Here is a 13,043-nt window from a genome sequence, read left to right as displayed (position 1 = left end):
CCCCGGGACGCACGGGGGCCGAATCGGAACGGAACCATGCAGACTGCCGAAATCAGCCGACGGTACATCGACTACTTCGCCGAGCGAGGACACACCGTCGTCCCGTCCGCGTCGCTCGTGTCGGATGACCCGACCCTCCTCTTCACGGTCGCCGGCATGGTCCCGTTCGTCCCGTACCTCACCGGCGTCGTTCCTGCGCCGTACCCGCGCGCCGTCGACGTGCAGAAATGCATCCGCACGAACGACATCGAGGAGGTCGGCAAGACCGCCCGCCACGGCACGTTCTTCCAGATGCTCGGCAACTGGTCGTTCGGCGACTACTTCAAGGAGGGCGCGATCGAGTTCGCGTGGGACCTCCTCACCCGGTCCGAGGCCGACGGCGGCCTCGGGTTCGCCGAGCGCGACCTCTGGGTGACCGTCTTCGAGACCGACGACGAGGCTGCGGCGCTCTGGCAGAAGATCGCGGGCCTCCCGGCCGAGCGCATCCAGCGCATGGGCAAGGCCGACAACTACTGGCACACCGGCCAGCCCGGGCCGGGCGGCCCCTGCTCGGAGATCTACTTCGACCGCGGGCCCAAGTACGGCCGCGAGGGCGGACCGGCGGTCGACGACAACCGGTTCACCGAGATCTGGAACCTCGTGTTCATGCAGGAGCTCATCGCGAACGTGTCGTCGAAGGTCGACTTCGACGTCGTCGGCCCGCTCCCGAAGAAGAACATCGACACCGGCATGGGCCTCGAGCGCGTCGCGTTCATCAAGCAGGGCGTCGAGAACATGTACGAGATCGACCAGGTCCGCCCGGTCCTCGACCGCGCCGCGGAGCTCAGCGGTCGCCGCTACGGCGCCGACCACGAGGACGACGTGCGCATGCGCATCATCGCCGACCACATCCGCTCGGCGCTCATGCTCATGACGGACGGCGTGCGGCCGTCCAACGAGGGCCGCGGGTACATCCTGCGCCGCCTCATGCGGCGGAGCATCCGCTCGATGCGCCTGCTGGGCGTCGAGGGCGCGACGTTCACCGAGCTCTTCGCGGCCTCGCGCGACGCGATGAAGTCGTCGTACCCCGACGTGGAGCACGATTACCACCGGGTGTCGCAGGTCGCGCTCGCCGAGGAGGAGACCTTCCTCAACACGCTGAGCGCGGGCACGACGATCCTCGACACCGCGGTCGCGAAGACCAAGCAGTCGGGTTCGCCGCAGCTCGCGGGCGACACCGCGTTCCTCCTGCACGACACCTACGGCTTCCCGATCGACCTCACGCTCGAGATGGCCGAGGAGGCCGGGCTCGCCGTCGACCGCCAGGCGTTCGACACGCTCATGGCCGACCAGCGTGCGCGCGCGAAGGCCGACGCGAAGTCGAAGAAGAAGGCGCTCGCGGACGTCTCGGTCTACAGCCGGTTCCGCGCGCTCGGCGAGACCGTGTTCCACGGCTACACCGACCTGGTCACCGACACGAAGGTGCTCGGCGTCCTCGTCGACGGGCACCCGGCGCAGGCGGCCGTCGCCGGCCAGACCGCCGAGGTCATCCTCGAGGAGACGTCGCTGTACGCCGAGTCCGGCGGGCAGATGCCCGACCGCGGCCGCATCGTCGGCGACGGGTTCGTCCTCGAGGTGCTCGACGTCCAGAAGCCGGTCCCCGGTCTCATCAGCCACACCGTCAAGGTCCTGAGCGGCGAGGTCGGCGTCGGCGAGACCGCCCGGACCGAGGTCGACCCCGACTACCGTCGGGGCGCGACCCAGGCGCACTCGGGCACGCACCTCGTGCACGCCGCGCTCCGCCAGGTGCTCGGCCCGGACGCGCACCAGGCCGGCTCGATGAACCGCGCGGGCTACCTGCGACTCGACTACGGCTGGAACCAGGCGCTCTCGCCCGAGACCCGCACCGAGATCGAGGAGATCGCCAACAACGCGATCCGCGACAACCTCGAGGTCGTCGCGCGCGAGATGCCGCTCGACGACGCGAAGGCGCTCGGCGCGATGGCGCTGTTCGGCGAGAAGTACGGCGACGTCGTGCGCGTCGTGGACATCGGCGGCCCCTGGTCGCGCGAGCTCTGCGCGGGCACGCACGTCGCGACCAGCGCCGAGGTCGGCATGATCAACGTCATCGGCGAGTCGTCGGTCGGGGCATCCAGCCGTCGTGTCGAGTCGCTCGTCGGCATGGAGGCGTTCCGCCAGTTCGCGGCCGAGCGCGCACTCGTGCAGGAGCTCTCGCAGAACCTCAAGACGCGGCCCGACCAGCTCGCGACGCGCATCGCGGAGCTCTCGTCGAACCTGCGCACCGCCGAGAAGAAGATCCAGGCATTCGAGGCGAAGGCCCTGAACGACCGGGTGCCGGCGCTCGCTGCGAAGGCGGGTCGCGTGGGCGACGTGCTGCTCGTCGCCGAGGACGCGGGCACGCTCGCCTCGGGCGACGAGCTCCGCTCGCTCGCCACGTCGGTGCGCCAGACCCTCGGCGATGCGGCATCCGTCGTCGCGCTCGCGGCCGTGGTCGGCGGCAAGCCGGTCGCGATCGTCGCGACCTCGCCGGCCGCACGCGACGCCGGCGCGAACGCGGGATCGCTCGCGAAGACGATGGCGGGCGTGCTGGGCGGTGGCGGCGGTGGCAAGCCGGACCTCGCGCAGGGCGGCGGCACGGATGCCTCGGCGATCCCGGCCGCGCTCGGGGCGGTCCGCACGGCGTTCGCCGGCTGAGCGGCATGCGCCTGGGAGTCCGCCTCGGGATCGACGTCGGCCGCGCACGCGTCGGCGTCGCCCGGTGCGACGCGGGAGCCGTGCTCGCCGTGCCGGTCGAGACCGTCGCGCGCGACGTGGACGGCGACCGGGACATCCACCGGATCCTCGAGATCGCCGACGAGTTCGGTGCGATCGAGCTCGTGGTGGGGCATCCGCTCTCGCTGTCGGGGCACGCGACCGCGTCGACCGACGACGCCGTCGCGTTCGCCGGGCGGCTCGCGCAGGCGGGCGCCGCGGTGCGGCTGGTCGACGAACGGCTCTCGACCGTGAGTGCGCAACGTGACCTGCGGGCCGCCGGGAAGAACGCCAAGCGGCAACGTTCGGTGATCGATCAGGCTGCAGCCGTTATCATTCTGCAACATGCGATGGACGCCGAGCGGGCGTCCGGGGATGCGCCGGGGCGCATCGTCTCCGTCGAGGAAGGGCCGAACCCCACGTGACCGACCTGCCGCCAGGCCGCCGCGATCGAACGTCCGACTGGGACGCGCTGCTCTCCGGCGACCCCTCCGGGTCTCGTTCCTCCGCCGCGACGTCGGTGTCGACCGGTCCGGTCGCGACCGGGTCGACGGGCGCGGCGCCGACGGGCGCGGCGCCGACGGGCTCGGTGCCGACCGGTCCGGCGCCGACCGGTCCGGTTCCCACGGCGCCCGACGGGCGGCCGCTCACGCGGCGTGAGTTGCGAGAGCTCGAGCGCCGCACCGAGGCGGTCGCGGACGCGCCGGGGGCGGCGCCGTCCGCGCCCGACGAGCCGGTGTTCGACGACGAGCCGGTGTTCGACGACGTCCGCGCGTCCGACCAAGATCCGACGTGGGATGCCGGGTCGGTCTTCGACGACCGCGCCGGCCTCGACGCGCCCGAGCCGTTCACCGCGCCGCGCGTGAGCCGCGCCGAGCGTCGTGCGGCCGCGGCATCCGCCGCCGAGTACGACGACGCCGAATCCGGTCGTCGTCGGGGACGCGGTTGGGGATGGCTCGTCGCGATCGTCCTCGTGCTCGGCCTCGGCGGCGCCGCCTACTACTTCCTCCAGGGCACGATCGCGTCGGTCGTCGAACGGTTCCAGCCGGCGGCGGACTACGAGGGCGCGGGCACGGGCGAGCTCGTCTTCATGATCCACGAGGGCGACACCGGCGCGGACATCGCGCAGAACCTGCTCGACGGCGGCGTGACCGCCTCCTACGACGCGTTCTACGACCTGCTGCTCGCGCAGAGCCCCGAGCCGGAGTTCCATCCCGGTGCGTACCGGCTCGCCGAGCAGATGAGCGCGCAGTCGGCGCTCGACGCGCTCACCGACCCGGCGAACAAGCTCGAGAACACGTTCGTGATCCCCGAGGGCACGGCGCTGCCCGATGCGCTGCCGCTCATCGCCGAAGGCTCCGGCGTCCCGCTCGACCAGCTGCAGGCCGCGGCCGCCGAGTCGCCGCAGGCGTACGGCCTGCCGGCCGAGGCGACGTCGCTCGAGGGCTTCCTGTTCCCGGCGACCTACACGCTCGATCCCGGCATCGACGCCCACGGCATCCTGCAGACGCTCGTCGACCGCCAGTTCCAGGCGCTCGACGAGGCCGGGGTGCCGGCCGACCAGCGCTGGCGCACGGTCGTGCTCGCGTCGATCGTGCAGCGCGAGGCCGGCTCGAACCTCGAGGACTTCGCGAAGATCGCGAGGGTGTTCCAGAACCGGCTCGACCAGGGGATCAACCTCGAGTCCGACGCGACGGTCGCGTACGGTACCGGGAACACCGACACCGTCTGGACGACCGACGAGGAGCGCGCCGACGCGTCGAACCCGTACAACACGTACGCGAACCCGGGCCTGCCGGTCGGGCCGATCGGCAACCCCGGCGACGTCGCGATCAACGCGGCCATGCACCCCGCGGACGGCACGTGGCTGTTCTTCGTGCCCGTGAACCTCGAGACCGGCGAGACCGTGTTCTCGACCACGGTCGAGGAGCACGACGCGGCGGTCGCGCAGTTGCACGAGTGGTGCGAGGCGAACGCGGACTCCGGGTACTGTGACTGACCCCGTCCGGTCGGACGGCGCGCGGCTCGCCGTGCTCGGCGCGCCGATCGCGCACTCGCGGAGCCCGCGCCTGCACGGCGCCGCCTACCGCGAACTCGGCCTGGACTGGGAGTACGGGGCCGTCGAGGTCGATGCGGCCGGGCTCCGAGGTTTCCTGGACTCGCGCGACGAGACGTGGCGCGGCCTCTCGCTCACGTTCCCGCTGAAGCACGAGGTGCTCGGGCTCGTCGATCGCGTCGACCGCGTCGCCGGGATCGCGGGGGCGGCCAACACCGTCCGGTTCGCGGAGGGCCGACGGCTCGGGTTCAACACCGACGTCGGCGGCATCGTGCGGTCCCTCCGCGAGGAGGGCGTCCGCGGACTCGAGCGCGCCGCGGTCGTCGGCGGCGGCGCGACCGCGTCGTCGGCGCTCATCGCGCTCGCCGAGCTCGGCGCCGGCCGGATCGACGTCTTCGTGCGGAACCCGGCCAAGGCCGACGCGCTGGTCGCGCTGGGCGACCGCCTCGGCGTGTCGATCCGGCTCCGCCCGGTCGGGGACCTCGCGACCGCGCAGGAGGACATCGGCGTCGTGGTCGCCACGCTGCCCGGCGGGACCGACCTCGGCATCGGGGCATCCGAGTCGCTGCGCACGCGCGCGCTCCTGCTCGACGTCGTCTACGGCACGTGGCCGACCCCGCTCGCGACCGACTGGGCGGCCGTCGGCGGGCGCGCGATCGACGGGCTCGGGATGCTCCTGCACCAGGCGCTGCTCCAGGTGCGCATCTTCGTCCACGGCGATCCGAATGCGCCGGTCGCGCACGAGGACCGCGTGCTCGCCGCGATGCGCGCCTCGATCGCCTGATCGCGCGTCCGCGCGCGGCCCGTCCGGGCCGACGGATCCGCGCGCGGCCGGTCGCGCTCCGTCACGCGGCGGGCGAGGCCCGAACGCTGTGGGAGGATGGTGAGCATGCTCCGTTGGCTCACCGCCGGAGAGTCGCACGGCCCTGAGCTCGTGGCGATCCTCGAGGGTCTCCCCGCCGGCATCCCCGTCTCACTCGACTCGATCCGCGACGATCTCGCGCGCCGAAAGCTCGGCTACGGCCGTGGCGCGCGCATGAAGTTCGAACAGGACGAACTCACCATCTCCGGCGGCGTCCGGCACGGGCTCAGCCTCGGCAGCCCGATCGCGATCCGCGTGGGCAACACCGAGTGGCCCAAGTGGGAGCAGGTGATGAGCCCCGAGCCCATCGACGCCGCCGCGCTGGGCCGCGGTCGCGGTGCGCCCCTGACGCGCCCGCGCCCGGGTCACGCCGACCTCGTGGGCATGCAGAAGTACGGCTTCGACGAGGCGCGGCCCGTCCTCGAGCGCGCAAGCGCCCGCGAGACGGCCGCACGCGTGGCGCTCGGCGCGGTCGCGCGCGGGTTCCTCGCGGAGCTCGGCATCCGGCTGGTCGCGCACACGCTCGCGATCGGGCCCGTCCGCGTGCCGGAGGGCGCCGCGCTCCCGACGCCGGACGACGTCGACGTGCTCGACGCCGATCCGCTGCGTTGCTTCGACCCCGAGACGTCCCAGGCGATGGTCGCCGAGGTCGATTCGGCGCACAAGGACGGCGACACGCTCGGCGGCGTCGTCGAGGTGCTCGCGTACGGGCTGCCGCCCGGGCTCGGCTCGCACGTGCACTGGGACCGCCGCCTCGACGCGCAGCTCGCGGCCGCGCTCATGGGCATCCAGGCGATCAAGGGGGTCGAGGTCGGCGACGGCTTCGAGACCACCCGCCGCCGCGGGTCGGCCGCCCACGACGAACTCCACCTCGCGGACGGCCGGATCGTGCGCGGCAGCGACCGCGCGGGCGGGACCGAGGGCGGCATGTCGACCGGCACCGTCCTGCGCGTCCGCGCCGGCATGAAGCCGATCGCGACCATCCCGCACGCGCTGCCGACCATCGACGTCGCGACCGGCGAGCCCGCACCGGCGCACCACCAGCGCTCCGACGTGTGCGCCGTTCCGGCCGCCGGCGTCGTCGCCGAGGCCATGGTCGCGCTCGTCCTCGCCAACGCCGTGCTCGAGAAGTTCGGCGGCGACTCGGTCGCCGAGACGCGCCGGAACCTCGAGGGCTACCTCGCCGCGATCCCCGACTCGCTCGCGACCGCGCGGAGCACGGCGGAGCCCGTCGCCGGCCGTGGCTGAGGACCCGCGGCTCCCGCTCGTCCTGATCGGGCCGATGGGGGCGGGCAAGTCGCGCATCGGCCAGCGGGTCGCGGCCGACTGGGGCGTCCCGTTCGTCGACACCGACCAGCGGATCGTCGACCGGCACGGCCCGATCGAGCGCATCTTCGCCGACCACGGCGAGCCCCGGTTCCGCGAGCTCGAGCGCGAGGTCGTGGCCGAGGCGTTCCGCGAGCACGCCGTGGTCTCGCTCGGCGGGGGCGCGGTGCTCGACCCCGCCACGCAGGCGGACCTCGCGGACCTCCCGGTCGTCTGGCTCCGCGTCTCGCCGGAGGCGGTGGCATCCCGGCTCGTCGGCGGGACCCGGCCGCTGCTCGCCTCGGGAGGCCTGGCCGAGTGGAGGCGGATCGCGACCGAACGCGAGCCGATCTACGCGGCGCTCGCCGACCTGGACATCGACACCTCGCGCCGCTCGGTCGCGCGGATCGTCGCGGACATCACCGAGCGGTTCGGAGGAACGCGATGACGGACGGCGACACGACGATCCGGGTGGGCGGAGACGACGGCTACGACGTCGTGATCGGCAACGGGGTGGTCGAGCGGGTCGCCGACGCGCTCGGCCCGAAGCCCGCGAAGGTCCTCGTCGTGCACCCGCCGACGCTCGCGGCGCGGGCCGCCGAACTGCGCGAGTCGCTCGGCGACCGCTACCAGGTGCTGCTCGCCGAGGTCCCGGACGCCGAGGCGGGCAAGCGCGTCGAGGTCGCCGCGTTCTGCTGGCAGATCCTCGGGCAGGCCGACTTCACGCGGACCGACGCGATCGTCGGGTTCGGCGGCGGCGCGGTGACCGACCTCGCGGGCTTCGTCGCGGCGACCTGGCTGCGCGGCGTGCGCGTCGTGCAGATCCCGACGACCGTGCTCGGCATGGTCGACGCGGCCGTCGGCGGCAAGACCGGCATCAACACGAACGAGGGCAAGAACCTCGTGGGCGCGTTCCACGCCCCCGCGGCCGTGCTGTGCGACCTCGACCTGCTGCAGAGCCTGCCGCGCAACGAGATCCTCGCGGGCTACGCCGAGGTCGTGAAGGCCGGGTTCATCCGGTACCCGGAGATCCTCGACACCGTCGAGCGGGACCCCGAGCGGGCCACCGACCCGACGACGCCCGAGTTCCGCCGGTGCATCGAGCTCGCGATCCGGATGAAGGCGGATGTCGTCGCCGAGGACTTCACGGAGCAGGGCCTTCGCGAGATCCTCAACTACGGTCACACGCTCGGCCACGCGGTCGAGCACGCCGAGCGGTACCAGTGGCGCCACGGCGCGGCGATCTCGGTCGGCATGGCGTTCGCGGCCGAGCTCGGCCGCCTGAGCGGCCGGCTCAGCGACGAGGTGGCCGACCGCCACAAGCGGGTGCTCGACCTGCTCGGCCTGCCGACCACCTACCCGGTCGGCCGGTGGAACACGCTGCTCGCCACGATGCAGCGCGACAAGAAGGCGCGCAGCGGCCAGCTGCGGTTCATCGTGCTCGACGACCTCGCGAAGCCGACCGTCCTCCAGGCGCCGGACCAGTCGCTCCTGTTCGCGGCCTACCAGGAGATCGGGTCGTGACCGCGTCGCCGTGCGGGCGCATCGCCGCGACGACGAGCGCAGGATGCCTCGCGGCTAGGCTGCACGCATGACCACCATCCTCGTGCTGAACGGCCCGAACCTCGGGCGCCTCGGCACCCGGGAGCCGGAGGTCTACGGCTCGGAGACGCTCGCCGACATCGGCGCGGGGCTCGAGCCGACGCTCGCCGACGGCGTCCGCGTCGAGTTCCGGCAGACGGACGACGAGGCCGAGCTCATCGGCTGGATCCACGAGGCGGTCGACCGACGCCTGCCCGTCGTCCTGAATCCGGCGGCGTTCACGCACTACAGCTACGCGCTGCGCGACGCCGCGGCGCAACTGAAGCAGGCGGGCGTGCCGCTCGTGGAGGTCCACCTCTCGAATCCGCACACGCGCGAGACGTTCCGCCACACGAGCGTGATCTCGGGCGTCGCGACCGGCGTGATCGCGGGCTTCGGGGCGGAGTCCTACCGTCTCGCGGTCGACTGGATCCAGCGCTCGCTCGGCTGAGTCGACTACACTCGATCAGTCGCATGCCCGATCGGCGTGCCCGCAGACTTCCTCACCATCGAACGGAAAGCACTCCCATGGCATCGACCGCAGACATCAAGAACGGCGTCGTCCTCAGCATCGACGGCCAGCTCTGGAGCGTCATCGAGTTCCAGCACGTCAAGCCGGGCAAGGGCGGCGCGTTCGTGCGCACGAAGCTCAAGAACGTCGTGACGGGCAAGGTCGTCGACCGCACGTACAACGCCGGCGCCAAGATCGACATCGAGAACGTCGACCGCCGCGACTTCACCTACCTGTACAACGACGGCGACGGCTTCGTGTTCATGGACGCGACCGACTACGACCAGATCACGGTCCCGGCCGCGACCGTCGGCGACGCCGCGAACTTCATGCTCGAGAACCAGTCGGTCACGATCGCGCTGAACAACGGCAACCCGCTCTACGTCGACCTCCCCGCCTCGGTCGTGCTCGAGATCACGTACACCGAGCCGGGCCTCCAGGGCGACCGTTCGACGGGCGGCACCAAGCCGGCGACCGTCGAGACCGGGTACGAGATCCAGGTGCCGCTGTTCCTCGAGACGGGCACCAAGGTCAAGGTCGACACCCGGTCGGGCGACTACCTCGGCCGCGTGAACGACTAGTGAGCGCCCGCACCAAGGCGCGCAAGCGCGCACTCGACCTGCTGTACTCGGCGGACGTGCGACAGGTGCCCGTCGAGCAGCTCCTGGCGGTCGAGGCCGAGCGCGCCGTGAGCGAGCCCGAGCGCCAGGCGTCCTGGCTGTACGCGCGCGAGATCGTGGACGGCATCGTCGATCACCGCGAGGAGATCGACGAGCTCATCACGACGCACTCGCGCGGCTGGACCCTCGAGCGCATGCCCGCGATCGACCGCGCGCTGCTGCGCATCGGCGTGTGGGAGATCCTCTACAACGACGAGGTGCCCGACCCCGTGGCGATCTCGGAGGCCGTCGAGTCGGCGACCGTGCTGTCGACCGACGACTCGGCGGGCTTCGTCAACGGCCTGCTCGCGGCGATCTCGCACTCGAAGGGCTGACGCCCGACCCCGCCTCACCGACGGCCCGCGCGACTCGTTTCGTGCGGGCCGTCGTCGTCGGTGGCGGGCATGCGCGCAGCCTCGTCGGCCGTGGGCGCGCCCGGCTCCGCGAGCGGCGCAGCAGCGCCGTCACGCGCCGGAGCGCCGACCCGTCCCGGGGCGCCGGCCCACCTCGGGGCGAACGCCGCGAGCGCGATCGCCTCGGCGCCGAAGCCGACCAGCGTGCCGTGCGGCCAGTAGCCGAGGGCCAGCGTCGCCCCGACCATGACGAGCAGCGTGGACCCGACCAGCAGGCGCTCCCACAGGGGGATGCCGCGCCCGCGCGGCGCGGCGATCGCTGCGACGACCGCGACGAGCCCGATCGCGAGCAGCGCGAACGCCTCCGCCCCCCAGATCGCGTGGAGCGGGGCATCCACCGGGTGGTTGAGGTAGCTCAGCACCGTGATCGGCGCGCCCGCGAGCACCAGGGCGCCGAGCGTGCGGCCGCTCCAGCCGAGCGCGGCGAAGGCGGGACCGGTCGCGAGCCACAGCAGGACGAACGAGAGCGCCACCGCGCTGCCGAACACGAGGTAGTCGTCGGCGATCCCGGCGCCGGCGAGCAGGGCTCGGGTCGCGTCGTACCCGGGGAGCCGGTCGAGCGCGAGCAGCCACCCGGGTGTGCCGGATCCGGCCCAGACGACCATCTGCGGGGGCAGCAGCGCGAACGACCAGAGGACCGAGAGGGCGGCGAGGACGACGGTCCACGCGCGCGACGGACGCCTGCGCATGCGATGACCGTACCGGGGCGGCCTCGGCAGGGGGATCGGGGCTCACCCGGAGGCGCGTTCAGGGACGGTGTGCGCGCGGTTCAGCGCGGATCCTGACGATCCGGAGAGCTCACTCCGATGAGATGGTCATCGCCGCCGCATCCGGCTGCCTCCCCATCACCCCGATCTCGAAGGGATCACCCATGTCCACCACCACCATCGGAAGCGGTCGCACCTCGACGGCGGCCGGCCTCGATTCGATCCTCGACCAGGCGAACCGCGCCCAGGCCGTCCTGCAGCGATTCTTCGCCCGCGCCGGCGTGCCGACGCTGCGCATCGCGCTCGGCCTCGTGTTCCTCGCCTTCGGCGCGCTGAAGTTCCTGCCGGGCGTGAGCCCCGTCGAGGAGCTCGTCGCGGCCACTTGGGGCGCCCTCAGCTTCGGCCTCGTCGGACCGCAGCTCGCGATGATCCTCACCGCCTCGATGGAGGTCGTCGTCGGACTCACGCTCGTCACCGGCGTGTTCGTCCGCATCGGCCTGCTCGTGCTCGCCGTCACGTTCGTCGGCATCTTCTCGCCGCTCGTGTTCTTCTTCGGCGAGCTCTTCACGGCCGCGGGCCCCACGCTCACGGCGCAGTACGTCCTGAAGGACGTGATCCTCGTCGGCGCGGCGATGGTGGTCGCGGCGACCGCGCTGCGGCGTCCGATCGGACGGCGCTGACCCCGTCCGCGTCGGCGCGCACCGCGCCGACCTGCACCGCACCGCCCTGCACCGGGCGGAACGGCCCCCGCGATCGCGGGGGCCGTTTCCGCGTCGCCGGGGCCGGCGACGGATGTGCGGACCGGCCGCCTCAGGGGGTCGGGTGCGCCGCGTCGTACGCGCGGAACCCGGACTGCACGCGCAGGATGACCCAGGTCAGTGCGACCACGATGAGGCCGCCCGCGAGCGGCGGGAACCAGAGCGCGATCGCGGTCGCGAGCACGCCGACCCACAGGTCGCCGAGGCGCGGGCCGCCCGCGACGACCACCGTGAACACGCCCTGCATGCGGCCCTGCATCTCGTCCGGCACGGCCGTCATGATCATCGTGCTGCGGAAGATCGCGCTCACCTCGTCGGATGCCCCGGCGCCGGCCAGCAGCACCGCGGCGACCGCGAGCGCCACCGGGTTCACCTCGTCGAACGCGGGCCCGACCGGCCCGAACCATCCGGTCAGCATGAGCGCGACGACCACGCCGAACCCGGCGATGCACGCGCCGTACGCCATCACCGACCGCCCGATCGCGACGCCGTAGCGGTGCACGTGCGCGACCGGACCGCTCAGCAGGCTCGTCGTGAACGTGCCGACCGCGAACGCGGCCGTGAGGATCCCGACCGTGATCGGTCCGCCGCCGATCGCGACCGCGCCCACCGCGGGGAACAGGGCGTACGGGCGCCCGAACGTCATCGCGACCAGGTCGATCAGGAAGCCGGCGCGGATGTTCGGCGCGCGCCGCAGGAACGCGAAGCCGTCCGCGAGCGTCCGGGCGCTGGGACGGCGCGCGCCGCCCTCGGGCGGCAGCGCGGGGAGCGTGACGATGCCGACGAACCCCGCGGCGAAGAGCACGAGGTCGATGGCGAACGTGATCGGGAAGCCGAACGCGGCGACCAGCACGCCGCCGAGCGCGGGGCCCACGGTGAGCTGGATGCCGATCCCGATGCCCGCGAGCGCGGCCGCGCGCGAGACCAGCGCGGCCGGGAGGAGGCGGGGGGTCACGGCCATGTTCGTCGCGCCCGTGATGGTCGCGGCGACCGTGATCAGGGTCGTGAAGACGTAGAACGGCCACGCCTGGACCCGTCCGCCCTCGGCGCGGACCGCGACGTCGGTGATCGAGAGCACGAGCAGCCCCGCGGTCGCGAGCCACGTGACCGACGCGCTCGCCAGGAGCACGCGACGGCGGTCGAAGACGTCGGCGAGCACGCCGCCCCACAGCCCGGCCACGATCATCGGAAGCAGCGCGACGCCGCCCACGAGCCCGACCGCCAGGGTCGATCCCGTGATCTCGTAGATCTGGAGCCCGACCGCGAGCACCGTGAGCTGGGCGCCGATGCCCGAGATCGCGCCGCCGATCCAGAGCCGCGCGTACGCGGGGGAGCGGGTGAGCGGGGCGAGATCGACGAAGCGCCGCCGCGTCGAGGGTGGAGCTGAGTCGGGCACCGGACGATGCTACCCGCGGGGGGAGGGGTGGACGGACCGCAGGT

13 protein-coding genes are annotated in these 13,043 nt (G+C 72.9%); 11 read left to right on the top strand and 2 right to left on the bottom strand.

What is annotated here, in order from left to right; genetic code table 11:
- The first annotated feature begins 36 nt into the window (after window positions 1–36).
- From alaS to nusB, 10 genes are all read left to right on the top strand, one after another.
- Window positions 37–2,694, top strand: a complete 2,658-nt coding sequence (gene alaS / locus ACDF64_RS15410; RefSeq protein WP_394552236.1) for an alanine--tRNA ligase — start codon at window positions 37–39, stop codon at window positions 2,692–2,694.
- 5 nt (window positions 2,695–2,699) lie between these two features.
- Window positions 2,700–3,176, top strand: a complete 477-nt coding sequence (gene ruvX, locus ACDF64_RS15405) for a Holliday junction resolvase RuvX (protein WP_394552235.1) — start codon at window positions 2,700–2,702, stop codon at window positions 3,174–3,176.
- Window positions 3,173–4,750 carry an endolytic transglycosylase MltG gene (gene mltG, locus ACDF64_RS15400; RefSeq protein ID WP_394552234.1) on the top strand — a complete coding sequence of 526 codons (1,578 nt, stop codon included), beginning with the start codon at window positions 3,173–3,175 and terminating at the stop codon, window positions 4,748–4,750. Before ruvX ends, mltG begins: the two co-directional genes overlap by 4 nt.
- Window positions 4,743–5,591 (top strand): shikimate dehydrogenase, encoded by an 849-nt coding sequence (locus tag ACDF64_RS15395; RefSeq protein WP_394552233.1) that lies wholly within the window; start codon window positions 4,743–4,745, stop codon window positions 5,589–5,591. Before mltG ends, ACDF64_RS15395 begins: the two co-directional genes overlap by 8 nt.
- Window positions 5,592–5,696: 105 nt before the next feature.
- A complete protein-coding gene (gene aroC / locus ACDF64_RS15390) occupies window positions 5,697–6,917 on the top strand; it encodes a chorismate synthase (protein ID WP_394552232.1) in 1,221 nt (406 codons plus the stop codon).
- A complete protein-coding gene (locus ACDF64_RS15385) occupies window positions 6,910–7,422 on the top strand; it encodes a shikimate kinase (RefSeq protein ID WP_394552231.1) in 513 nt (170 codons plus the stop codon). Before aroC ends, ACDF64_RS15385 begins: the two co-directional genes overlap by 8 nt.
- Window positions 7,419–8,498 carry a 3-dehydroquinate synthase gene (aroB, locus tag ACDF64_RS15380; RefSeq protein WP_394552230.1) on the top strand — a complete coding sequence of 360 codons (1,080 nt, stop codon included), beginning with the start codon at window positions 7,419–7,421 and terminating at the stop codon, window positions 8,496–8,498. Before ACDF64_RS15385 ends, aroB begins: the two co-directional genes overlap by 4 nt.
- Window positions 8,499–8,565: 67 nt before the next feature.
- Window positions 8,566–9,006 (top strand): type II 3-dehydroquinate dehydratase, encoded by a 441-nt coding sequence (locus tag ACDF64_RS15375; protein ID WP_394552229.1) that lies wholly within the window; start codon window positions 8,566–8,568, stop codon window positions 9,004–9,006.
- 77 nt (window positions 9,007–9,083) lie between these two features.
- Window positions 9,084–9,647 carry an elongation factor P gene (efp, locus tag ACDF64_RS15370; RefSeq protein WP_394552228.1) on the top strand — a complete coding sequence of 188 codons (564 nt, stop codon included), beginning with the start codon at window positions 9,084–9,086 and terminating at the stop codon, window positions 9,645–9,647.
- Window positions 9,647–10,060, top strand: coding sequence for a transcription antitermination factor NusB (gene nusB / locus ACDF64_RS15365; protein WP_394552227.1), 414 nt, complete (start codon window positions 9,647–9,649; stop codon window positions 10,058–10,060). Before efp ends, nusB begins: the two co-directional genes overlap by 1 nt.
- Before the next feature lie 14 nt (window positions 10,061–10,074).
- Here the strand turns inward: nusB and ACDF64_RS15360 are convergent, their stop codons facing one another.
- Window positions 10,075–10,827, bottom strand: a complete 753-nt coding sequence (locus ACDF64_RS15360; RefSeq protein WP_394552226.1) for a hypothetical protein — start codon at window positions 10,825–10,827, stop codon at window positions 10,075–10,077.
- 182 nt (window positions 10,828–11,009) lie between these two features.
- On the opposite strand from ACDF64_RS15360, the gene ACDF64_RS15355 reads away from it, so the two are divergent.
- Window positions 11,010–11,525, top strand: coding sequence for a DoxX family membrane protein (locus tag ACDF64_RS15355; protein WP_394552225.1), 516 nt, complete (start codon window positions 11,010–11,012; stop codon window positions 11,523–11,525).
- Between the two features lie 130 nt (window positions 11,526–11,655).
- On the opposite strand, the gene ACDF64_RS15350 is transcribed toward ACDF64_RS15355, so the two are convergent.
- Entirely contained in the window at window positions 11,656–12,999 is a 1,344-nt protein-coding gene (locus ACDF64_RS15350; protein ID WP_394552224.1) for an MFS transporter, read from the bottom strand.
- Between the last annotated feature and the right edge of the window lie 44 nt (window positions 13,000–13,043).

It is taken from the genome of Agromyces sp. MMS24-JH15 (assembly GCF_043518605.1).
Taxonomy (GTDB): domain Bacteria; phylum Actinomycetota; class Actinomycetes; order Actinomycetales; family Microbacteriaceae; genus Agromyces.
This window is presented reverse-complemented; position numbering and strand designations above follow the sequence as displayed.

Bases quoted from the DNA above. Each gene is read 5' to 3' on its own strand.
- aroC (WP_394552232.1), top strand. From the start codon at position 5,697: ATGCTCCGTTGGCTCACCGCCGGAGAGTCGCACGGCCCTGAGCTCGTG.
- ACDF64_RS15375 (WP_394552229.1), top strand. From the start codon at position 8,566: ATGACCACCATCCTCGTGCTGAACGGCCCGAACCTCGGGCGCCTCGGC.
- ACDF64_RS15360 (WP_394552226.1), bottom strand. From the start codon at position 10,827: ATGCGCAGGCGTCCGTCGCGCGCGTGGACCGTCGTCCTCGCCGCCCTC.
- ruvX (WP_394552235.1), top strand. From the start codon at position 2,700: ATGCGCCTGGGAGTCCGCCTCGGGATCGACGTCGGCCGCGCACGCGTC.
- aroB (WP_394552230.1), top strand. From the start codon at position 7,419: ATGACGGACGGCGACACGACGATCCGGGTGGGCGGAGACGACGGCTAC.
- alaS (WP_394552236.1), top strand. From the start codon at position 37: ATGCAGACTGCCGAAATCAGCCGACGGTACATCGACTACTTCGCCGAG.
- ACDF64_RS15355 (WP_394552225.1), top strand. From the start codon at position 11,010: ATGTCCACCACCACCATCGGAAGCGGTCGCACCTCGACGGCGGCCGGC.
- efp (WP_394552228.1), top strand. From the start codon at position 9,084: ATGGCATCGACCGCAGACATCAAGAACGGCGTCGTCCTCAGCATCGAC.